20 protein-coding genes and 1 pseudogene are annotated in these 21,140 nt (G+C 29.9%); 8 read left to right on the forward strand and 13 right to left on the reverse strand.

Features of this window, described 5'->3' with window-relative positions; genetic code table 11:
• The 5 genes and pseudogenes from AJN70_RS08185 to AJN70_RS08205 form a co-directional block, all read right to left on the reverse strand.
• Positions 1-449 (reverse strand): annotated as a pseudogene (locus tag AJN70_RS08185) (hypothetical protein); the annotation flags it as partial.
• A gap of 86 nt (positions 450-535) precedes the next feature.
• On the reverse strand, positions 536-1,255 hold the full coding sequence (kdsB, locus tag AJN70_RS08190; protein ID WP_070295689.1) for a 3-deoxy-manno-octulosonate cytidylyltransferase: 720 nt from the start codon (positions 1,253-1,255) through the stop codon (positions 536-538).
• A complete protein-coding gene (thrC, locus tag AJN70_RS08195) occupies positions 1,252-2,664 on the reverse strand; it encodes a threonine synthase (RefSeq protein WP_070233321.1) in 1,413 nt (470 codons plus the stop codon). The genes kdsB and thrC overlap by 4 nt, the downstream gene beginning before the upstream one ends.
• Entirely contained in the window at positions 2,661-3,587 is a 927-nt protein-coding gene (locus AJN70_RS08200; RefSeq protein ID WP_002881150.1) for a tetraacyldisaccharide 4'-kinase, read from the reverse strand. The genes thrC and AJN70_RS08200 overlap by 4 nt, the downstream gene beginning before the upstream one ends.
• 3 nt (positions 3,588-3,590) lie before the next feature.
• Positions 3,591-4,331 (reverse strand): NAD+ synthase, encoded by a 741-nt coding sequence (locus AJN70_RS08205; protein ID WP_002881149.1) that lies wholly within the window; start codon positions 4,329-4,331, stop codon positions 3,591-3,593.
• Between the two features lie 73 nt (positions 4,332-4,404).
• On the opposite strand from AJN70_RS08205, the gene AJN70_RS08210 reads away from it, so the two are divergent.
• Complete coding sequence (locus AJN70_RS08210) at positions 4,405-5,001, forward strand: MBL fold metallo-hydrolase (protein ID WP_002881148.1); 597 nt, start codon at positions 4,405-4,407, stop codon at positions 4,999-5,001.
• Between the two features lie 11 nt (positions 5,002-5,012).
• Positions 5,013-5,318, forward strand: coding sequence for a hypothetical protein (locus AJN70_RS08215; RefSeq protein WP_002861448.1), 306 nt, complete (start codon positions 5,013-5,015; stop codon positions 5,316-5,318).
• A gap of 40 nt (positions 5,319-5,358) precedes the next feature.
• On the opposite strand, the gene AJN70_RS08220 is transcribed toward AJN70_RS08215, so the two are convergent.
• The 7 genes from AJN70_RS08220 to murJ are packed head-to-tail and all read right to left on the reverse strand — an operon-like array spanning position 5,359 to position 13,938.
• On the reverse strand, positions 5,359-6,138 hold the full coding sequence (locus tag AJN70_RS08220) for an enoyl-ACP reductase (RefSeq protein ID WP_002852476.1): 780 nt from the start codon (positions 6,136-6,138) through the stop codon (positions 5,359-5,361).
• Positions 6,138-7,034, reverse strand: coding sequence for a 4-hydroxy-tetrahydrodipicolinate synthase (dapA, locus tag AJN70_RS08225; protein ID WP_052834419.1), 897 nt, complete (start codon positions 7,032-7,034; stop codon positions 6,138-6,140). The genes AJN70_RS08220 and dapA overlap by 1 nt, the downstream gene beginning before the upstream one ends.
• Entirely contained in the window at positions 7,027-8,277 is a 1,251-nt protein-coding gene (locus AJN70_RS08230; RefSeq protein ID WP_002881146.1) for a M16 family metallopeptidase, read from the reverse strand. The genes dapA and AJN70_RS08230 overlap by 8 nt, the downstream gene beginning before the upstream one ends.
• A complete protein-coding gene (locus AJN70_RS08235; RefSeq protein WP_002872967.1) occupies positions 8,274-9,332 on the reverse strand; it encodes a quinone-dependent dihydroorotate dehydrogenase in 1,059 nt (352 codons plus the stop codon). The genes AJN70_RS08230 and AJN70_RS08235 overlap by 4 nt, the downstream gene beginning before the upstream one ends.
• A gap of 31 nt (positions 9,333-9,363) precedes the next feature.
• Positions 9,364-11,106 (reverse strand): ABC transporter ATP-binding protein, encoded by a 1,743-nt coding sequence (locus AJN70_RS08240; protein WP_002881145.1) that lies wholly within the window; start codon positions 11,104-11,106, stop codon positions 9,364-9,366.
• Positions 11,099-12,487: a cysteine--tRNA ligase gene (gene cysS, locus AJN70_RS08245; protein ID WP_002881144.1), complete on the reverse strand. Its 1,389-nt coding sequence runs from the start codon at positions 12,485-12,487 to the stop codon at positions 11,099-11,101. The genes AJN70_RS08240 and cysS overlap by 8 nt, the downstream gene beginning before the upstream one ends.
• The gene (murJ, locus tag AJN70_RS08250; RefSeq protein ID WP_070295687.1) at positions 12,487-13,938 is read right to left on the reverse strand and encodes a murein biosynthesis integral membrane protein MurJ; all 1,452 of its coding nucleotides are present in this window, start codon (positions 13,936-13,938) and stop codon (positions 12,487-12,489) included. The genes cysS and murJ overlap by 1 nt, the downstream gene beginning before the upstream one ends.
• A 103-nt stretch (positions 13,939-14,041) precedes the next feature.
• Here murJ and AJN70_RS08255 point away from each other — a divergent pair, with 103 nt between their 5' ends.
• From AJN70_RS08255 to AJN70_RS08280, 6 genes are read left to right on the forward strand one after another with little or no spacing between them, the layout of a single operon-like run.
• Positions 14,042-15,901: a flagellar assembly protein A gene (locus AJN70_RS08255; RefSeq protein ID WP_002878012.1), complete on the forward strand. Its 1,860-nt coding sequence runs from the start codon at positions 14,042-14,044 to the stop codon at positions 15,899-15,901.
• Complete coding sequence (ruvA, locus tag AJN70_RS08260) at positions 15,877-16,428, forward strand: Holliday junction branch migration protein RuvA (protein ID WP_002856927.1); 552 nt, start codon at positions 15,877-15,879, stop codon at positions 16,426-16,428. Before AJN70_RS08255 ends, ruvA begins: the two co-directional genes overlap by 25 nt.
• A gap of 9 nt (positions 16,429-16,437) precedes the next feature.
• On the forward strand, positions 16,438-17,478 hold the full coding sequence (locus AJN70_RS08265; RefSeq protein ID WP_002866926.1) for a D-alanine--D-alanine ligase: 1,041 nt from the start codon (positions 16,438-16,440) through the stop codon (positions 17,476-17,478).
• Positions 17,479-17,537: 59 nt separating this feature from the next.
• Positions 17,538-17,753 carry a type II toxin-antitoxin system Phd/YefM family antitoxin gene (locus AJN70_RS08270; RefSeq protein WP_002852622.1) on the forward strand — a complete coding sequence of 72 codons (216 nt, stop codon included), beginning with the start codon at positions 17,538-17,540 and terminating at the stop codon, positions 17,751-17,753.
• Between the two features lies 1 nt (position 17,754).
• Positions 17,755-18,474, forward strand: a complete 720-nt coding sequence (locus AJN70_RS08275; protein WP_002866925.1) for an alpha/beta fold hydrolase — start codon at positions 17,755-17,757, stop codon at positions 18,472-18,474.
• Positions 18,475-19,902, forward strand: coding sequence for a Mur ligase family protein (locus tag AJN70_RS08280; protein WP_002866924.1), 1,428 nt, complete (start codon positions 18,475-18,477; stop codon positions 19,900-19,902).
• Between the two features lie 58 nt (positions 19,903-19,960).
• Here the strand turns inward: AJN70_RS08280 and AJN70_RS08285 are convergent.
• Positions 19,961-21,140, reverse strand: a 1,180-nt coding sequence (locus tag AJN70_RS08285; protein WP_070295688.1) for a Cj0814 family flagellar-dependent secreted protein, incomplete at its 5' end; no start/stop codon positions are given.

A 21,140-nucleotide genomic window follows, 5' to 3' on the forward strand; every position in this document is an offset into this window, starting at 1 on the left:
ATCTCATCCAAAGTAGATTTATGTATCTTAAAATCTTCAGGCAATCCTGCAGCTTTGTTAAAATCACTTCCCATATAGCCATCTTTATCTACACTATAACCATAGGCTGTATTGGTAGAAGTATTACTTATATCTGCTTGTTTATATTTTAGAGTATAAATAGAGTTTTTAAATTCACTTGATATATCATAATTAGGAGAACTTGTTTTACTACTTATACTAAAATTAGTGTTATTGCTAGTATTTGTTGTATTAGTAGAATTTAATACTTCACTTCTTGCTAGAGTTTGTGAATTTGCATTTTGAATTTCATTTAACTTACTAGCATTTTGTTTTAAAAAAGCATTAGCAAAACTTATTTTAGAATTTTCTTTACTTTCTTTATTAGCTTTTGCTTGTGAAAGTATAGAACCATAGTTTGAGTTATCATTGATGCTAAAGATACTCATATTAATTCCTTGATTTAGATTTTTCTGCCTTCAATCTAAATATATTAAAATAATATAAGCAAGATCTGTTCCGTTTTGGGGTGGAGTTATTTTTCTAAATAAATTTTTAAAGCCCTTTCATAGTCTTCTTTAGTATCAATCCCCATGCTTGTTGTTGAAATTTCAAGCATTTTGATTTTTTTACCATTTTCTATAGCTCTTAATTGCTCTAACTTTTCCGCTCTTTCAAGTGCAGAACTCGATAAAGAACAAAACTCTCTTAAAGCTTTGACACTATAAGCGTAAATGCCTAAATGCCCTTTAAAACTTTCCTCGTAATTTTCTCTTTCATAAGGAATTTTAGCTCTTGAAAAATACAAAGCATACCCTTCTTTATCGCAAAGCACTTTAACCAGATTAGGATCCATAACTTCTTCTTGAGTGATTTTTTTATAACAACTCGCCATAAAAGCTTTTTTATCCAAGCAAGAACTTGCAAATTCTTTAAATTTTAATAAATTTTCACATTCTATAAAAGGCTCATCAGCTTGGACATTGATAATAATCTCATCATCTTTTAAAGCTAGTTTCTTACAAGCTTCATTAATCCTATCCGTACCGCTTTCATGATCTTTGCTTGTTAAAACCGCATTTAGACCATATTCTTTAGCGATACTTAAAACCTTTTCATCGTCTAAAGCTATACAAACTTCATCCACGCTACTTACTCTTCTTGCAGTAGCTACAAACATAGGCACTCCACCTATATCGCATAAAATTTTTTCATGAAAACGACTTGATTTTAATCTTGCAGGAATAATAATCATTTTTGCATCCAATCTAAAATTTCTTTTTTTATATTTTTGGCTTCAAATACCTTTTCATCGCTATTTTTCAAGTCAAATAAAGCCAAAATTTCATCTTTAACTTGGACATTAAACTCTTTAGCTATAAATTTTAAATCTTCTTTTTCATTCTTAGAATCCCTATCATATAAAGCTTTTATCATACTTGGAGTAAATTTTGTCCATTCTGCTGTCGAAGTGATAATGCTAGGTTTTAAAGGATCAAGCATTTTAAAACAAGTTGCGGTATGCGGATCGATTAAAATTTTACTTTGTTTGATAAATTGCATACATTCTTCATCGGTGCAAAAATCTGCTTCAAAATCTTCTTGCAAACTTTGTAATTCTTCTTTTTCAAGTTTAAAATATCTCTCATTTTTTAACAAATTCATCAGTTCTTTAGTTCTTTTATCTTTAAATTTCGCAAACAAAAGTCTTTCAATATTAGATGAAATAAGTATATCCATAGCTGGAGAAATAGTCTTCTTAAGACTTTTTTCACGCAAATCATAAACGCCCTGATTAAAAAATTCACTCAAAATATTATTCGCATTTGAAGCGATTTTGATTTTTGAAATTTTAGCCCCCATTTTTTTAGCATAAAAAGCTCCTAAAGCATTGCCAAAATTTCCACTTGGAACGATGATTTGTACTTCTTCTAAAAACTCATTAAAAAGTTTTAAACTCGCATAATAATGATAAATAATCTGAAATAAAATACGCCCAAAATTTACAGAATTTGCTGCGCAAAGCTCATAATTTAAAGCTTTAATTTCATTTTGAAAATCTTTTGAAAAAAGCAATTCTTTTAAAGTGCGCTGCGCTGCGTCAAAATCCTCATCTATAGCAAAAACTTTCAAATTATCCTTATCTAAAGCTCGCATTTGCAACTCTTGAACTCCACTTGTGCCACCTTTTGGATACATACAAGCTACTTTAACATTTTTTGCATTTTCAAAGCTTTTTAGGGTTGCAGGTCCTGTATCGCCACTTGTAGCACAAATAATTAAAATATTTTTATCCTTTGAAAATTCACTTAAAAGCACGCCAAAAGGCTGTAAAGCCATATCTTTAAAAGCTCTTGTAGGCCCATGCCAAAGCTCGTTAATATAGGTTTTTTCAGCGATTTTTTGCAAAGAAATAGGTGTATTTTTATCATCAAAGCTTTCGTAACTTTTCAAAGCCTTTTTAAAAAGCTCTTCTTCGCCAAAACCAAAACTTTCTATAAGCTTTAAAGCAAAATCTTTATAAGACAAATTGGCATATTTTTCTCCTTCAAAAATAGGCAAATTTAAAGGTGAGTAAAGCCCTCCTTCTGGGGCGTTTGGGTTGATCAAAGCTTCCTTAAAACTTGATACATTATTTACATTTCTACTCTCGACTAATTTCATTGCTCAAACTCCTTGATGTAAGTTTTTATTTTTTCCCTTAATGAATCTTTTAATTCTATATTTAATTCTATAATTTGACATTTAAAACCAAAATCTTTAACTTTAACAAAATCCTTAAAAGTAAGCATTAGTGTATCGCAATTATGTTTTTTTAGCAAATTTTCTAATTCTTCTTTTTTAAACTCATAATGATCTTTAAAAAAATAACAAGCCCTTGCTTTGATAAAATGCTCATGCAATCTAAAAGGTTTAGCAATAGCAGTTACCAAAACAGCCTTTGGATTTTCTTTTACAAAAGAATAACGCACAAAATCCCTGCCTTCTAATGCAATAAAATCAGCCCTTTTTTCATAAAATTTTGGCAAACGATAAGCTCCACTTGGCAAGGTAAAATTAAAATAAGGTTTGATTTTGCTTTCAAGTAAAATATCAAATTTTTTAATATGAAATTTAGAAAAAGCATCATCAAGTACAACGATTTTAGCTCCCAATTCAAAAGCTTTTTCAATACCTTTTACTCTATCTTCGCTCACAATCACACCTTTGATATTTTCTTCAAAAGCATACTCCATAGCTTCATCGCCACTTTGTGTTAAGGTGCATAAAATTTCATTTTGATTTTTAACAACAAACAAACCTTTAGACTTTCTTTTATAGCCCCTAAGCACTATAAAAACGCCATCAAATTCCCTTGCTATAGCTTTACAAAGCGGGGTTTTTCCATTACCTCCAAAACTTAAATTACCAACGCTAATAACAGGCTTTTTAAAAACTATTTTTTTACGAAAAAAAGTATTTAAAATCGCAAAAAAAGCATAAAGCACACTTAAGGGAAAAAGTACAAAAGCAAGGCATTTTTGCCAAAAATTGGGCTTAAAAAAATAATTATCAAGCCAAAGTTCATAATTTTTTTCTTCACTCATTGTTTAAATTTCCAAAATTTCAGGCATTTTTCCCTTAAAAGCATTTTTTTGCATGCGATTTTTTAGCATAGCAATCAAAGAAGGATCAAGCGTTCTTAAAAGTTTTTCATCATTAGTTTCTAAGGCTTTTAAACCTTCATCGATTTTTACATAAGAAAAACCCAAATCCGCCTCATCGCTTTGATTTTCCCAAAGATCCGCACTTGGAGCTTTTTTGATAAAATTTTCATGCAAGTTAAGGTATTTTGCTAAAGCATAAATTTCACTTTTATAAAGCGATCCTATAGGATTAAAAGCACAAGCTAAATCCCCATAAATCGTACCATAACCCAAAAGTAATTCGCTTTTATTAGAAGTGCCTATGACTAAAGAATTTTTCAAAGCAGAATAATCATAAAGCAAACTCATTCTAATACGAGCTGCAAAATTTCCTAACGATACTAGAGTAGTATTTTCACTTTGTTTTATAAAAGCATCTAAAATGCTTTGAATTTCTATGATTTTATATTCAAGATTTAAATCCGCACAAAGCCTTAAAGCATCTTCAAGATTGGCTTTGTTTGAAATTTGAGTTGGCATTAAAAGAGCAAAAACATTCTCTTTTAAAGCTCTTTTACAAAGCGTTGCTACCAAAGCAGAATCAATCCCGCCACTAAGCCCCAAAACCACACCTTGACTTTGAGAATTTTTCACTTTTTCTTGTATAAAATCACACATTTTTTCCGTAATCTTTTGCCAATCCATAAAGCTTGCCTTTTAAAAATTTAATGTATAATTATATTTATTTAAGGCAAATTTTTCATTAAAGAGGTAAAAAATGCAAATTATCAAACAAGCTTGTGGAGCTTATGAGACAAATTGTTATATTTTATTTGGTGAGCATGGAGAAATTATCATTGATCCTGGTTTTGATGCACTAAATTTCATCAAAAAACATGTAAAAAATCCTTTAGCGATTTTAAACACTCACGGACATTATGATCATATTTGGGATAATGCCAAGGTTAAAAAAGAATACAACATCCCCATTTATATTCACAAAAATGATGCTTTTATGCTACATGATGATTTCAATCAAGGCTATGATTCTAGCGATGCGGATTTTTTAGTAGATAATGAAGATATTTTAAATATTTACGGAGTTGATTTTAAATTTCACTTTTTACCAGGACATACACCAGGTTGCACCATGATAGAAATTGTAGGTAAAAATATCATGTTTAGTGGAGATTTTTTATTTTATAGAAGCATAGGAAGATGGGATTTTCCTTATTCAGATGCAAATTTAATGAAACAAAGCTTAGAAAAAGTTATGACTTACAAAGAAGATTTTAAACTTTTGCCAGGACATGGACAAGAGACTACTTTAAAGGAAGAACAAGTCCATTTACCCTCTTGGCTTAGATACTTTTAAGGTATATTAAAATGGAATTAGATCAAATTTTATTATATGCTTTTATTTTTTTAAATCTTTTTGCCCTTTTTGGTTTATTTTTGGGAAATAAAAAGAAAAATCAATTTAACGATAAAAAATTTTATAAAATCTGCCCATGTAAAAAAATGGCAGAAAATGGATCTTTAAGTACGATTTGTATTTATTCAGCTGTGGGAGGATTTTTTTACAGCGTATTATCTATAGGTTTTGTAGGTTTTGGCAATTGGATTTTAAATTTTATTTTTTTACTTGCATTATTAAGTGTTTTTTTAGGATGGAAATTAAAACTTGATTGAAAAATATTTTTAAGAAAAATCCATTGATTTTTCTTAATTTTTATTTAAAAGTTGTACCACCATCAACGATGAAAGTATGTCCTGTTACCCAACTTGCCTTACTTGAACAAAGAAAAAGACATGCTCCAGCCAAATCTTCAGGCTGTCCCATGCGATTTAAAGGGCTTAAATTTATAGTAGCCTGTTTTACTTCTTCATAATTTGTAAAAGCTCTTAAAGCATCAGTTTCAATAGGCCCACCACTTACGACATTTACACGGATATTTTTTTCTCCAAGTTCAGTAGCCGCATATCTTGCCATAGCTTCTACGGCAGCTTTTGCTGTACCATGACCTGAATAATTTTCTATATACACTAAATTTCCTGTAGATGAGATAGAAATAATACTTCCACCCCCTACTTTTTCCATCCTTTTAGCTGCTTCTTGTGCACCCACAACAAAAGCATTAACTGTGGCTGTAAAGATGTTATTAATTCCTTTTGGTTTTAATTTCATAAATTTAGTATAACCACCTACAACCGCACGTCCTGAAATGATAGCATTTGAGATAAAATAATCCACCCTATCAAAATCCACATCAATTTTTTCAAAAAGTTCTTTATAAGTTTCAGGTTCTAAGATATTAAATTCATAAGCTCTAGCTTTGATTTTATAATTTTTCTCCAAATCTTGCACCATTTCATCAGCAATTTGCGCATTAGAATTATAAGTAAAAGCTATATTTGCACCCACTTTAGCAAATTCATAAACTATAGCTTTGCCTATCCCGCGAGTTCCACCGCTGATTACTAAAGTTTTTCCTTGAAATTCTGTATTCATTAAAATCCTTTGATCTTATATTTTTTCATCACTTCTTCAATTTTAGCAAAATTTTCCTTACTTGGAGGACAAAGAGGAAGTCTAAACTCCAAACTTTCTATCAATCCAGCTATATACATAGCCGTTTTAATAGGAATAGGATTACTTTCGCAAAATAAAATTTTATTGATATTATAAAGCTCATCATTGATTTTTTTAGCTTCTTTATAATTTTCATCTAAAGCAAAATGAGTTAAAGCGCTAATCATATCGGGTAATAAATTTGAAGTTACTGAAATCACTCCCTTTCCACCATTTGAAAGTATAGGATAATTGATCGCATCTTCTCCCGAAATAAGCATCATTCTAGGTTCGTGTGCAAGCAAATCCACACACTTATCGATATTTCCACTCGCTTCTTTTACTCCATAAATATTTTCACAATCTCTAAAAAGCTTGATAATAGTATCTGTTGAAATTTCACAACCTGTTCTTGCTGGAACATTATATAAAAGCACAGGAATATCTACACTTTGCGCAATAGCCTTATAATGCTCGTAAAGTCCTTGTTGTGTAGGTTTATTATAATACGGTGCCACACTTAAAATCCCATCAGCACCATGTTCTTTAGCAAATTTAGCCAAACCCACTGCCTCATGAGTTGCATTACTTCCCGCACCTGCTAAAACCTTAACCTTAGTTCCTTTGCAAGTCTCAACGGCTATCTCTATACAAGTTCTATGTTCTTCATGAGTTAAAGTTGCACTTTCTCCTGTTGTTCCTACTGGAACTACTGCATCGATGCCATTTTCTATTTGTCTTTTAATCAATCTTGCATAACTTTGCTCATCAACTTTTCCATTTTTAAACGGTGTAATAAGGGCCGTCATTGCCCCAATAATAATATTTTTATCCATTTGAATCCTTTCTTAGAATTACCGTAGTTGAATTTTCTTGAATAAAATATTTTTTAGCACAAGAAATCAAATCTTTTAATTCCAAATTTTGTATATCTTTCTCATAATTTAACAAAGGATCGATATCCCCTCTTGCTAGATATGAACCATAAATATTTGCCACTGCACTAGCATTGTTAAGTGAGAAAATAAAATCACTTTTGACATTATTTTTCACTCTTTGCAAATCTTTTTGAGAAATTTTACCCATTTTAAGTTTATCAATGATTTTTAAAAGCTCTTTTTCTACTTTTTCTGCATTAACATTGGGGTTACAATTACAAATAAAAATAAATAAATTTTCATCTATACAATCATTAACATAAGCATAATAATCATTGATTAAATTTAATTTATCAATCAAAATTTCACTCATTAAAGAACTTTTTCCACTTCCTAAAAGCTCGGATAAAGCATTTAAAGCAGGTATATCTTTGTGCTTGAAATTTGGAATTTTATAAGCAAGGGCTAATAGTTCAGTATCTGAGTTTTTATGCAAATATATTCTTTTTGCTCCATCTTGCTTAGGCTCTTTTGTGTGAATTTTAGGTATAGTCTTAGTATTTTTAATCTTTTCAAAATGTTTTTTTGAAAGCTCAAAAACTTCTTTACTTTCTATATCGCCACTTACAAGTAAAATCGCATTTTTAGGTTGATAGTAAATACTGTGAAATTCTTTAATATCTTCAATGCTCCAATTTTCTATATCCTTAAAAAAACCTATAGGAGTCCAATGATAAGGATGATACATAAATGCGTGATTGAAAAGTCTAAAATAAAGATATCCCAAAGGATTATTATCTGTTCTCCATCTACGCTCTTCTAAAACCACTGCTCTTTCAGGCTGAAATTCTTCATCTTTTAAATTTAAATTCGCCATAAGTTCCGCAAAAAGCTCTAAAGCTTTATCTAAATTTTTCTTCGCACATTTAATATAATAATGAGTATAGTCAAAACCTGTGCTTGCATTATCCACACCACCAAAACCCTTAACAATCTCATCAAATTCGCCAGCTTTTAAATTTTTAGTACTTTTAAAATTTAAATGTTCTAACATATGAGCTATGCCACTTTTTCCCATGATCTCATTTCTTGAACCCACCTTATAAAAAATATCAACGCTAATCACATCGCTATTTTTATTTACAGGCAAAGCATAAATTTCAAGCTTGTTTTTTAATTGAATTTTTTCATAAGCAATCATTTTAAATTTACCCCAACAGCTTCGCTAATGTGTAAAAAACCATCTTTTCTCAAAAGCTCTATAAGATTTTGATTGATATTTTTTACCAAAGAAGGACCTTTAAAAATCAAAGCTGTATAAACTTGCACCAAATTAGCCCCATTTTTAATACGCTCATAAGCAATATCAGCACTATCAATCCCTCCACTTGCAATAAGCAAGGTTTTGCCAAAAAGAATTTTAGCTACTTCTTTGAAAAAAATACCACTTTTTTCTGTAATCAGCCTTCCGCTAATACCACCAAAAGTACGATTATTATCTAGCAAGCTATAATCAACACTAGTATTGGCTAATATAAACCCATCTGCACCTTTTTTAATGGCATTTTCACATAAATTTAAAGCATCATCTATTTTCATATCAGGAGCAATTTTTATCAAAATAGGCTTAGAAGTGATTTTTTTGGCTTCTTCAAGCAAGGTATTTAAAAAATCATCATTTTGCAACTCTCTTAAATTTTTAGTATTAGGAGATGAGATATTAACGATAAAATAATCACACAAATCCTTAAAATCTCTAAACAAAGTAAAATAATCCTCCAAGGCTTTGTCATTTGGAGTGATTTTATTTTTCCCTATATTTACCCCTAAAGGCAAAACAAAAGGATAAGTTTTTGCGAGTCTTAAAGCAATCTTTTCAGCACCTTCGTTGTTAAAACCCATAGCATTTTGTATACTTTCTTGTTTTACAAGTCTAAATAGGCGTGGCTTTTCATTGCCTTCTTGAGGTTTTGGAGTAAAAGTTCCCACTTCCAAAAAGCCAAATCCTAAAGCACTCAAAGGTCTTATCATAGTGGCATTTTTATCAAAGCCTCCTGCTAAACCTACAGGATTATTAAAATCAAGTCCAAGTAAATTTTGCCTTAAACTTTCATCATCAACTATATATTTGTGTGCTAAAAAACTTAAAGCTCCTGGAAAACTAGCACTTAAAGCCCTTAAGCTATATTCAACCAAAGCATGTGCATGCTCAGGGTTTAACTTAAAAAGTAAAGGTTTTATCATTTCATAAGCCATTTTTTAATCCTTTTTGAAATTCTAACTAAAATTAACTAAAGCTAGGCTTTGTTTTTTCTTTGCTTTTAAATTTTTGATACAAAGAACAAGTTTGCAAAAGCTCTTCATCTTTACCTATTGCCAATACCTTGCCCTTATCCAATACTACTATTTTATCTGCATTTTCTATAGTGCTTAAACGATGTGCAACCACTAAAATCAATCTGTCTTGTTTTAAGTTTTCTATAGTTTTAACTATTGCTTTTTCACTTTCATTATCCAAAGCTGAAGTTGCTTCATCAAAAATAAGCACATCAGGATTTTTATATAAAGCTCTAGCGATTGCTATTCTTTGTTTTTGCCCTCCACTTAAGTTCTTACCATGTTCTTTCACTTCAGCCCAAATCCCGCCCATTTCTTTAACAAATTCATAGGCATTGGCCAATTTTAAAGCTTGGATGACTTTTTCTTCTTCTAACTCTTCGCTATAAGCAATATTTGCAGCAAAACTATCATTAAAAAGATAAATATTTTGCGTTACAAGTCCTATTTTAGCATGTAAGCTTTCTATGGTAAAAGTGCTAATATCTTCTTGATTGAGTAAAATTTTACCTTTTTGTTTTTCATAAAAATACATCAAAAGATTAATAATAGAAGATTTACCACCCCCACTTGTCCCTACAAGAGCAAGCATTTGCCCTTTAACAAAATCAAAATTTACGCCTTTTAAAACACTTTTATGCGGGTTTTCATAAGCAAATTCAACATTTTCAAAGCTAATTTTTTCAATGTTTTTTAATTCTTTGCTTCCACCTTTAATTTGAGGTTCTAAATCCAATAAATAAAAAGTTCTTTCACTTGCCGCAACAGCACCTTGAAGTTTTCCATATAAAGACGAAAGACGCTTTAAAGGAGTATATATCGCAAAAAGTGCCGAAACAAAACTGATAAAACTTCCCACACTCATAGAACCATTGATAACCTCTCTACCCCCTACAATAATCACCACAGCAACCCCAACAGAGCCCATCATATCCATTAAAGGACTTGTAAGTGCATCAATACGTGCGGATTTTAGGTTTAATTTACACAAAGTATCATTATGCTTAGCAAATTTATCACTTTCTTTTTTTTCATTATCATTAGCTTTGATCAATTCAATATTTGAAAAAATTTCACCCAAATAAGAAAGTAAATCCGAATTTGTTTCTTGTATATTTCTTGCATATTTTTTAAGTTTTTTAGCAAACCATACCAAAGGAAAAATAGCTAAAGGCAAAATCACTAAAGCAAAAAAAGCCAAAGTAGGACTTTGATACAAGACTACTGCAAGCAGTCCTATAGCAGTTAAAAGCTCTCTAAAAAAATCAGGAATAATGTTTGATACTATGCTTTGAAGTGCATTAATATCATTAGTACAACGACTTACAAGCTCTCCGCTTCTATAGCGTTTAAAAAAATCCATATCCAAGCGTAAAATATTTTTTAAAACCCTAGCACGCAATACTCTTAACATATCTGTTCCTATAAAGGAAACATAAAAACTTTGCAAATAAGTTCCAAGATTTTTAAAAAAATACATCAATACTAGCAAAAAAGGCACTGTATAAAGTAAAGCTTCATTTTTTTCAACGAAAATATAATTTAAAATAGGCTCTAAAGCATAAAAACTTCCAGCAGTTCCTCCGCTTGCTAAAATCATACCAAAAATAGCTATAGCAAATTGCTTCCAATATCTTTTATAAAAGGGCTTAAAGCGTATTAAAACCTCTTTTAAATTCATCTCATTATGCATTTATTTTCTCCCAAATTGTTCCATTTGGAGTATCTAAAAGAGTGATTTTTTTATTACTTAGTTGTTCCCTTATTGCATCAGCTGTGTTAAAATCTTTGTTTTTCTTAGCCTCAGTTCGTTCTAAAATTAACTTTTCAATTTCTTCTCGTTCTTCTTTGCCTACACCCCATTGAAAATATAAAGTTGTATCCATAAAACCAAAGCCAAAAATTTTAGCTAGCTCACTTAAAGCTTTTTTGATATTTTGTTTTAAAATTTTATTTTTGCTTTCTTTATCCAACTCTAAATTTGCATTACTTATAAAATCATCCAAAAGAGCTAAGGCTTTAGAAATATTTAAATCATCATTTAAAATCTCTAAAATTTGCTTAGCAATTTCGCTTTTTATTTCAATATCATTTAAAACATCAAAATCAGAAATTTCACCTAAATCCAATCTTTTTTTAAGGCGATAAAATTTATCTAAACGTTTTTTAGCATTTTCTAAATCCGATAAAGAATAATTAAAATGAGATCTATAATGAGAACTCAAAAGATAAAATCTTAGAGCCTCGCCCATAAATTCTTTTAAAGCATCTTTTATGAAAAAACTATTATTTAAACTTTTACTCATTTTTTCACCATCGATTTTTACAAAACCATTGTGAAGCCAAATATTTGCTAATTTTCTCTTACATCCACAACGACATTGCGCAGCCTCATTTTCATGATGAGGAAAAAGCAAATCTATCCCTCCAGCATGTATATCAAGAGTATTTTCAAAAATAGAATCAATCATAGCAACACATTCAGTATGCCAACCCGGACGCCCTTTGCCAAATTCACTTTCGTAAAAATTTTCATCAAATTTCCAAAGCACAAAATCGCTTTCATTTCTTTTTTGCACTTCATTACTTAAACGAGAGATATTTTCTTCTAAATTGCGATTTGATAGGCTTAAATATTTTTCATCTTTACTTGTATCAAAATAAATTCCATCTTCTAGAGTATAAACAAACCCATCCTTGGCAAGCTTTTTAATCAAATCAAGCATAGCTGTTATATAATGCGTTGCACGAGGCTTAAAATCGGGATCTAATACATTTAAAGCCCTCATATTCTCTTCATAACTTTTGATGTAAAATTCCGTAATTTCCTCTAAAGTTTGACCACTTTGAGCCATTTTTTTTAAGATTTTATCATCAATATCTGTGTAATTTCTAGCAAATTTTACCCTATTGCCCTGAGCAAGTAAAACCCTACGCAAAAGATCAAAGCAAACACTACTTCTTGCATGTCCTAAATGTGCATCATCATAAACCGTAGGTCCGCATAAGTAAATACTAATATCTTTTTTATCAAGTTTTATTTTCTCTTTTACTACACTGTCTAACAATCTCATTAAAAAACTCCTTTAAAACTTGTAAAAATTCCTATAAAAAAACTTAAAATATAAGGTTTGATCAAAATAAGTAAGATTGTAAAAACAATCAAAGCAACTATAACCAATAAGCAAATTTTAATAGATATTAAAGCAAAAAATTTCTTAAAACCAAATTCTTTGATATTAGCTCCAAGCAAATAAAAAGCACTAATAGAGCTTGAAAGTGCTACTGCAACAACCTTTAAACTTTCATCTTTAATCAAAAATATAAAAGCCATAGAACATAAAGCACTGATAATTAAAGATTTTACCGCGATCCAAGCTGCTGTTTTTTGTTTAAATTTTGCATAAAGCCACAAAGAAAAAAGCTTTTGCAAACCAAAAGGTAAAAGCCCTATAAGATAAGCAATCAAAACATAAGCCGTAATCACACTATCTTCGTGAGTGAAATTTCCTCTTTCAAATAAAAGCTTTGAAATTTCCAAAGCAAACGCAGAACCTATAATACTAGAAGCAATAAGCAAAATGCTTAAAAACGCTAATGCTCTTTGCATAAATTTTAAGGCTAAATTTTCTTGACCACTTTTTAAATGTTTTAAAATTTTTGGAAAAGAAACTTGAGTTAGAGCGATAGCAAAAAGTGCAAGGGGGAGTTGGAAGACACGATTTGCATAATAAAGATAAGAAATACTCCCGCTCATTAAAAAACTAGCTATAGTTGTATCAAGCAATGAGCTAAATTGAGTCGCAGAAGAACCTAAAACTCCATGAAAAAAATTGCCATAAAAACCTTGTAATTTCGCCTTGGCTTTTTTAAATTTTATACTTAAAGCCATAGCACGGATTACAGGATTGTTTTTTAAAACAAGCAAATGTAAAATAAGCTGTGCCACCCCGCTTAAAACCGTTGCATAAGAAAAATAATAAAGTGTATTTTGCGGTGCATTTTTATCCACAAAAAAGGCAGCTATAACAATACTTAAGTTAAATAATGCCGCAGAAAAAGAGGTAATGAAAAATTTTTGTCTATAATTTAAAATAGCTCCTAAAAAAGTAACTAAAAAAATAAAAAACAAATACCAAAAATTAATCGCCACCAAAGGAGCCGCTAAAGCTATAGTATCTGCGTTAAACCCAAAAGCAAAAAGCTTAGTAAAAAAAGAGGAAAAAAAACTTACCAAAAGACAAAATAAAAAAACTATAAGGCTAAATTGCATCATTACACTAACACAAAAAGCTCCTTTTTTTTTCGCTTTTACAAAATTAGGCAAAAAACTTTGTCCAAAAGCCCCTTCTGCAAAAATTCTTCTAAAAAAAGCAGGCATTTTTAAAGCCACAAAAAAAATATCACTATAAAGCCCTGCTCCTAAAAAAAGCGCTATTAAAACATCTCTAGCAAGCCCTAAAATTCTTGAAAATAAAATTCCTAAAGCATTGATAATAAAATTTTTAAATACTAAACTCTTCATTAAATTTTTTCATAAATTTCAAAATATAAAGAGAACTATTTTAACTAAAATTGATTAAAAATTGACTATAATTACATTCTTAATTTTTTACAAGGGGAAAGTTTTGGCTTTGGATGAAAAAATTATTGCCTATACAGAAAATCCAGCTCGAGAGCTTTTAAGCGTAGCTTCACGAACAAACCTTAGCTTAAATGAGCTTGATTTTAGTTTATTGGCATTTTCTACACAATATCGTTTTGGAGATTTAGAATGGGAAAAAATCTCTGAAAAAGAATTAACTCTTTTTGATAAAGATGAAATTTTTTTAAAAAATGATCTTCAAATCAAGCAAGAATACAAAATAGAAATTTTCCACGGTATAAACCAAAGCAAAGCATCTCAAGCAGTCAAACTGGTTGCAAATAAAAATTTAACCAAAATAGTTGCTCAAATTGATTTTACAAATTTAGACTTTCATGAAAAACTAGCACTAGAACTTTTGCAAAATATTTATAAAAAGATGTTGAAACTTAAATTTTTAATAGGTATCCGCATTTTTGATTTTAAGAAAAATTTAATGTCTTTTTGCAATCAACATAAAAACACCCCTTTAAATAAAACTATACAAATCACCGTTGCACAAGGTATTGATCCTATAGAAAGTCAAGATGAATCCCTGATCTTGACTTATAAAGAAAAAACCAAAAACTACACTATCGATGAAAAACGCTCAGGTATTATTGTTGTTGATGAAAATGAAGTTGTTTTAAAACACGCCAAATTTAAACAAGGTAAAGAAGGAAAAGACTTAAATTTACACACCTTAAAAGTTTTAGCCGCAAATGAAAATAAAGTTAAATTTTCTTGTTCTTCGGCTTTTAAACAAGTAGAGCAAGATGGATACACAGAATATATAGCTTTAAAAAAAGGTTATGTAGTACAAGATGGTGAAAAATTTGATATTGCCAATGAACTAGATTTTAATGGGGTAGATTTTAAAAATATAGGGATTATAAGAGCTGGACTAGACAAAAATGTCAAAATCAATATAAAATTTCTTTCAGAAGTAAAAGATGCTGTAAATTCTGGTGTTGGGATAGAATGTGAAGAATTAAATGTAGTCGGAAGCGTAGGAAGCAACACTCAACTTAATGCCACTAAAATGAAAATTGAAGGCACTACACACTCTAAAGCCAAAATTCAAGCCAAACAAGCCTATATAAAAACTCATAGAGGATTTGCGGAAGCCGAAATTTTAAATATAGATTTGCTCGAAGGTGGAACAATCAAAGCCAAAGAAGTGAGAATTAAAAAAAGTTTAGGCGGAAATATACAAGCTGATAAAATCTATATAGAAAATTTAGAAAGTAATAATTCTTGTGTGTTTTTTGAAAACACCACAATAGAACGCATTAACGGGGATAACAATAAATTTCATGCTAAAATTAAAACTCTTGATAAAAATTATGATGAAGAATTTGCGATTTTAGGAGAGCAAATTTCTAAGTTAAATCATAAAATAAATAAAATAAGACAATACATTTTATCAAGCAAAAATGGAATTTTAAGCGTTGAAAAAAAGATAACAGAACTTAAAAATCAAGGTCAAAATGTTCCTGTACAATACGAAAAAGCCCTAAAAGATTTCTCTTTACAAAATCTTGAATTAAATAAACTACAAAATGAAGAAAAAGAACTTCTTGAACGCAAAAAATCTTTACAATTAGAATTAATCAATTTGCAAAAAATGCTTTTTGAAGCAACTTTTATAAATAAAAGCGGCAAATGGACTGATATGAATGAAATCAAATTTTCACTTCTAGAGCCTAAAGAAGATATTTTTTACTCTTCATTTGTTAATGAAAGTGCTAAATTTATAGGCATTAAAAAAGTCATACAAAACAACCAAGAAAGTATAGAAATACATAAAAAATTAGATTATGAAGAAAAGGATATAGCATGGTTGTCGGCATCGAAGGAATAATCACAAAAAAAGAACCTACTTTTATCATTGTTAAATGTGCTAGTGGTTTAAGCTATGGGATATTTATTTCTCTTTTTTGTTCTGCTAAAATTCAAACCCAAGAAAAGCATGAGTTTTTTATCACTCAAATCATCAAAGAAGATTCTAATAAATTTTATGGCTTCTTGGATAAAGATGAACAAAAAATGTTTGAAATGCTTTTAAAAGTCAATGGAGTGGGTGCAAATACTGCTATGGCGGTATGCTCTAGTCTTGATGTAAATTCTTTTTACAAAGCGTTAAGTTTGGGCGATGAAAGCGTGCTTAAAAAAGTACCTGGAATAGGTCCAAAAAGTGCAAAACGCATTATAGTAGAACTTTCTGACACAAAAACCAAACTTGAAAATGTAAGCGATGATAAAAGCGAAGCCTTAGCCGCACTTCTTACTCTAGGCTTTAAACAAGAAAAAATCATAAGTGTTTTAGCAAGTGCTCAAGCAACAGGAACAAGCGAACTCATCAAAGAAGCTCTTAAAAAACTAGGATAAAGGAATAAAATGAAATTTGCAATACTTTTTGGCGGAAATTCTTATGAACATGAGATCAGTATAGTAAGTGCTGTAGTACTTAAAAAAGTTATCAATCAAAATTTAGAATTTGTTTTTTGCGATGAAGAAAGAAGATTTTATCACATTCCAAGCGAAAAAATGAATTCTAAAACTTTTAGCACCAAAGCTTATAAAAATGAAAAAGAACTCTTCATCAAACAAGGAGGTTTTTTTAGCAAAGGCTTTTTAAAAGAAAATAAACTAGAGTGCGAATGCGTGATCAATCTTATCCATGGTAGAGATGGAGAAGATGGAAAAATTGCGGCTTTATTTGAGTTTTATTCTATTAAATTTATAGGACCTAGGCTTGAAGCTAGTGTATTATCTTTCAACAAAGAACTTACCAAACTTTATGCCAAAAGCGTTGGTGTAAAAACACTTGATTATACCATGCTAAGAAAAAATCAAAACTCTAAAGAAAAGCTTAGTTTTCCTTGTATTATCAAACCTGCAAGACTTGGAAGTAGTATAGGTATTAGCATAGTAAAAGATGAAAAAGATTTAGAATACGCCAAAGATGTAGGTTTTGAATTTGACAATGATCTTGTAGTAGAAGAATTTAAAAACAATATCAAAGAATACAATCTTGCAGGATGTATGATCAATGATGAGTTTGTTTTTTCCATTATAGAAGAGCCAAAGAAAAAAGAATTTTTAGACTTTGAACAAAAATATCTTAGCTTTTCAGGACACAATGAACTTATAGAAGCGGATTTAAGCGAAGAATTAAAAGAAAAACTCAAAGACAGTTTTAAAAAGATCTACAATCCTTTGTTTAAAGGTGCTTTAATACGCTGCGATTTTTTTATACTGGATAATGAAGTATATTTAAATGAAATCAACCCAAATCCTGGTTCTTTGGCTAATTATCTTTTTAAAGATTTTAATACCACTTTAAACGCTTTAGCTGATCAAATTTCACTTGAAAAAATGATAAAAATCAATTACAACTTCCTTCACTCCATCAACGGACAAAAAGGAAAATTATAAGCTTTTAAGTCAAAATACGCTAAATTATACATAAAATTTAGCGTATTTTAGGAAGAAAAATGCTCTCTTTTAAACAAGATGAAATTTACACTGCCACCGAAGTGGTAAGAAATTTTAGCCCCATTATGGAAAAACTCAAAAAAAGCGAAAGTGGAAAAATAGTTATTTTAAAAAATAACAAATTTGAAGCTGTAATGCTTAGTATGAAAGAATTTGAACGCTTACAAAATGCCATGCAACTTTTAGAAAATATCTACAAAAATCAAAAGGCTTAAAATGGCTCAAACTCAACTTTCTTATAAAAACAAAACTTATCAAATTTCTTATGAAATTTTAGGTGATCTTTCCTTACCGCAAATACTTATCTTACACGGCTGGGGAGCCAATAAAGAACTTATGAAGCAAAGTTTTTGTCCTTTTTTGAAAGATTTTTGTCAAATTTATATGGATTTAGCGGGTTTTGGAAATTCAAGCGTGGAAGAAATTTTAAACACTCAAGATTATGCCAATATCACAGAACTTTTTTTAAAACAAAAAAAACTCGATGTCTGTTTTTTCATGGGACATTCTTTTGGTGGAAAAGTAAGTACCCTACTCGCAAAAGAAAAAGACACTCTAATCTTACTTTCAAGTGCGGGAATTTTGGCTAAAAAATCCCTAAAAGTGCGTTTTAAAATCCGTATTTTTAAAATTTTAAAACTCTTTGGTTTGGGGAAATTTTATCGCTATTTTGCTAGTAAAGATGGAGTAAATCTTAGTCCTATGATGTATGAAACCTTTAAAAAGGTTGTTGATGAGGATTTTAGTGAAATTTTTGCCAAGCAAAAGGCTAAAAGCTTGATTTTTTGGGGAAAAAGCGATGAAGCTACGCCTTTGTATTGTGGTGAAAAAATGCATGAACTTTTAAAAAATAGCACTTTTTATCCTTTAGAGGGGGATCATTTTTTCTTTTTAAAACATTCTGCTTTCATAGCTCAAAAAATCAAGGAAATTTAAATGCTTATCAATGCTCTTTATTTTGTCAATTCTTTATTTTTTAATTTTTGTATAGCTTTTTATCTTATGAGTGCTTTACAATGGTATTCTTATAAATTTAAACGCGTGTTTTTTCATTATCATAAACCTTTGTGGCATTTGTATTTTTTATTTATTCCTTATTTTTTATTCTTAGCTTTTCCTTTATATTCTTTGGCATATTTTGCATTGATCCATACTCCGATTTTGTATTTTTGGAGCAAAGGTATAGATAAAAAGCTTGTTTTTACAAGTAAGGTTAAATGGTTTTTTGTTTTTGTTTTTGTTTATAATGCTATTTTTGCTATACTTGCTTTGCGTTTTTCTTTTCTTTTTAATCTTTTTAGCCTTCCTTTTGCTTTATTTAGTCTTAAAATTTATGAGTTTTTTACAAATTTATATTATAAAAAACAAGCCAAAGCCAAATTAAGAGCCAATGAAAATTTAAAAATCATACTCATTACCGCAAGTTTTGGAAAAACAAGTATTAAAAATTTTCTATACGAACTTTTAAAAGATGACTTTAAAAGCTACAAAACACCACGCTCTGTCAATACCTTGCTAGGTATAGTTGCTGATATCAATACCAATTTAAGCCAAGATACTCAAATTTACATAGCTGAAGCAGGTGCTAGACTTAAAGGCGATATTGATGAAATCACTCGTTTTTTACAACCTCACATCAGCATAGTAGGAGAGATAGGCAATGCACATTTAGAGTATTTTAAAAGTGTTGAAAATATCCGTTCAACCAAACTTGAAGCCTTAAATTCCAAAAGACTAGAAAAGGCTTTTTTACACTCTAGCACCCAAAAAGAAGAAGATAAACTCATCAGCCTTTATGATGATAAATTAAGTCTTATTCATTCAAGTCTTGAAGGTTTAGAATTTAAAATCGATATAGAAAATAAATCCTATGATTTTAAAAGTCAAATTTTAGGGGATTTTAACGCGCAAAATCTTTGTGTTTGTATACTTTGTGCTCATTATCTTGGTATAAAGCTAGAAAAAATTCAAAAGCAAGTTTTAAATATAAACTCCGTAGAACATCGCTTGCAAGTGCTTTCAAGAGAGCCTAAATTTATCATAGATGATGGTTTTAATGGAAATTTTAAAGGTATGAGCACAAGCTATGAACTTTGTAAAAGCTATAAAGGACGCAAAGTTTTAGTAAGTCCTGGTATAGTGGAAGTAAGCGAAGAAGAAAATATAAAACTTGCTAAAATCATCAATGAGTGTTTTGATCTTGCTATCATTAGCGCACAAATCAATGCTGAAATTTTCAAAAAAGAGTTAAAAATAAAAACCATTATACTTAAAGAAAAAAGCCAGCTAGTTCAAACTCTAGCTAAAGAGACAAAAAACGGAGATTTAATACTCTTTTCAAACGATGCGCCTAGTTTTATGTGATTCGTATAAGTATTTGCAAATGTCATCATTTTCAATTTGACTTCGTGCAAATACTTCTTTAAGCCCTAGTTTGTCCTATAAGATTATTTAATCTATCCATTATAGAATCAGCGTAGGAATTAATGGTGCTAGGTTTTGCTTTCCAGCCATTGGCAATGGCTTGTTTAATTTCAGCATCTAAAGCCCAATTACCCATAGCAGATTCTTTAGAAATGTTATTTTCATACATATAAAGTTGCCCTTCTAATTTTCCATTTTTACTAGCTAGATATTTAAATAGACTTGCAAAATCTACTTTGCCTGTCATAATATCACCTATATCTACACTAGTAGTTGAAAAACTCTCTTTAGCCATAGCTCTATTGTAAGCTTCTATTGTTGGATTAAGTGTGGTTTTTGGACTCTCAACAGGTTGTCCATTTTGAGCTTTTAAAAAACTCATAAACAAAGCTTCTTTAGAATAACTTCCATCTTCATTTTGTGGATAAACTGACATATCAGGATTAAATTGCCAATCTTCACCTTTAGAAACATTTTTGATTTCTTCTAAGGATAAACCTAAAGTTTTAGGCAATAATCCATCAATCATATATCCTGAATCAACCCAAAGATCATCAGCTTCTTTTGCTTGTTCATGGGTTTTATAAACATTTGAAATTAAAGAATTTGAAAAATCTTTTAAACCTGTAATATTCATTCTATTATTTGGATCATTAAAATTCATACATTTATCTCCACCTACAGCATATCCACTAGGCATAGAATTTATATCTGCTTCACTAAAACTTGTTTTATCACTTGGAAAACTTTGACCTAAAGCATTAGAAAAAAGATTGTAGTATTGTTTTATGGTTTCAGCCATATCTATATTAGAATAATATTTATCTACACCTAGATATTCTCTTATATCAGAAACATTATATTCAGCCACTCTCTCTATCTCATCCAAAGTAGATTTATGTATCTTAAAATCTTCAGGCAATCCTGCAGCTTTGTTAAAATCACTTCCCATATAGCCATCTTTATCTACACTATAACCATAGGCTGTATTGGTAGAAGTATTACTTATATCTGCTTGTTTATATTTTAGAGTATAAATAGAGTTTTTAAATTCACTTGATATATCATAATTAGGAGAACTTGTTTTACTACTTATACTAAAATTAGTGTTATTGCTAGTATTTGTTGTATTAGTAGAATTTAATACTTCACTTCTTGCTAGAGTTTGTGAATTTGCA

Source organism: Campylobacter sp. BCW_4341 (assembly GCF_001764255.1).
GTDB classification, from domain to species: Bacteria; Campylobacterota; Campylobacteria; order Campylobacterales; family Campylobacteraceae; genus Campylobacter_D; species Campylobacter_D jejuni.

Bases quoted from the DNA above. Each gene is read 5' to 3' on its own strand.
- dapA (WP_052834419.1), bottom strand. From the start codon at position 7,034: ATGGATAAAAATATTATTATTGGGGCAATGACGGCCCTTATTACACCG.
- AJN70_RS08280 (WP_002866924.1), top strand. From the start codon at position 18,475: ATGCTTATCAATGCTCTTTATTTTGTCAATTCTTTATTTTTTAATTTT.
- thrC (WP_070233321.1), bottom strand. From the start codon at position 2,664: ATGAAATTAGTCGAGAGTAGAAATGTAAATAATGTATCAAGTTTTAAG.
- murJ (WP_070295687.1), bottom strand. From the start codon at position 13,938: ATGAAGAGTTTAGTATTTAAAAATTTTATTATCAATGCTTTAGGAATT.
- AJN70_RS08220 (WP_002852476.1), bottom strand. From the start codon at position 6,138: ATGAATACAGAATTTCAAGGAAAAACTTTAGTAATCAGCGGTGGAACT.
- AJN70_RS08275 (WP_002866925.1), top strand. From the start codon at position 17,755: ATGGCTCAAACTCAACTTTCTTATAAAAACAAAACTTATCAAATTTCT.
- AJN70_RS08265 (WP_002866926.1), top strand. From the start codon at position 16,438: ATGAAATTTGCAATACTTTTTGGCGGAAATTCTTATGAACATGAGATC.
- AJN70_RS08240 (WP_002881145.1), bottom strand. From the start codon at position 11,106: ATGCATAATGAGATGAATTTAAAAGAGGTTTTAATACGCTTTAAGCCC.
- AJN70_RS08270 (WP_002852622.1), top strand. From the start codon at position 17,538: ATGCTCTCTTTTAAACAAGATGAAATTTACACTGCCACCGAAGTGGTA.
- AJN70_RS08200 (WP_002881150.1), bottom strand. From the start codon at position 3,587: ATGAGTGAAGAAAAAAATTATGAACTTTGGCTTGATAATTATTTTTTT.
- AJN70_RS08230 (WP_002881146.1), bottom strand. From the start codon at position 8,277: ATGATTGCTTATGAAAAAATTCAATTAAAAAACAAGCTTGAAATTTAT.
- kdsB (WP_070295689.1), bottom strand. From the start codon at position 1,255: ATGATTATTATTCCTGCAAGATTAAAATCAAGTCGTTTTCATGAAAAA.
- AJN70_RS08205 (WP_002881149.1), bottom strand. From the start codon at position 4,331: ATGGATTGGCAAAAGATTACGGAAAAAATGTGTGATTTTATACAAGAA.
- AJN70_RS08215 (WP_002861448.1), top strand. From the start codon at position 5,013: ATGGAATTAGATCAAATTTTATTATATGCTTTTATTTTTTTAAATCTT.
- AJN70_RS08235 (WP_002872967.1), bottom strand. From the start codon at position 9,332: ATGGCTTATGAAATGATAAAACCTTTACTTTTTAAGTTAAACCCTGAG.
- ruvA (WP_002856927.1), top strand. From the start codon at position 15,877: ATGGTTGTCGGCATCGAAGGAATAATCACAAAAAAAGAACCTACTTTT.
- AJN70_RS08210 (WP_002881148.1), top strand. From the start codon at position 4,405: ATGCAAATTATCAAACAAGCTTGTGGAGCTTATGAGACAAATTGTTAT.
- cysS (WP_002881144.1), bottom strand. From the start codon at position 12,487: ATGAGATTGTTAGACAGTGTAGTAAAAGAGAAAATAAAACTTGATAAA.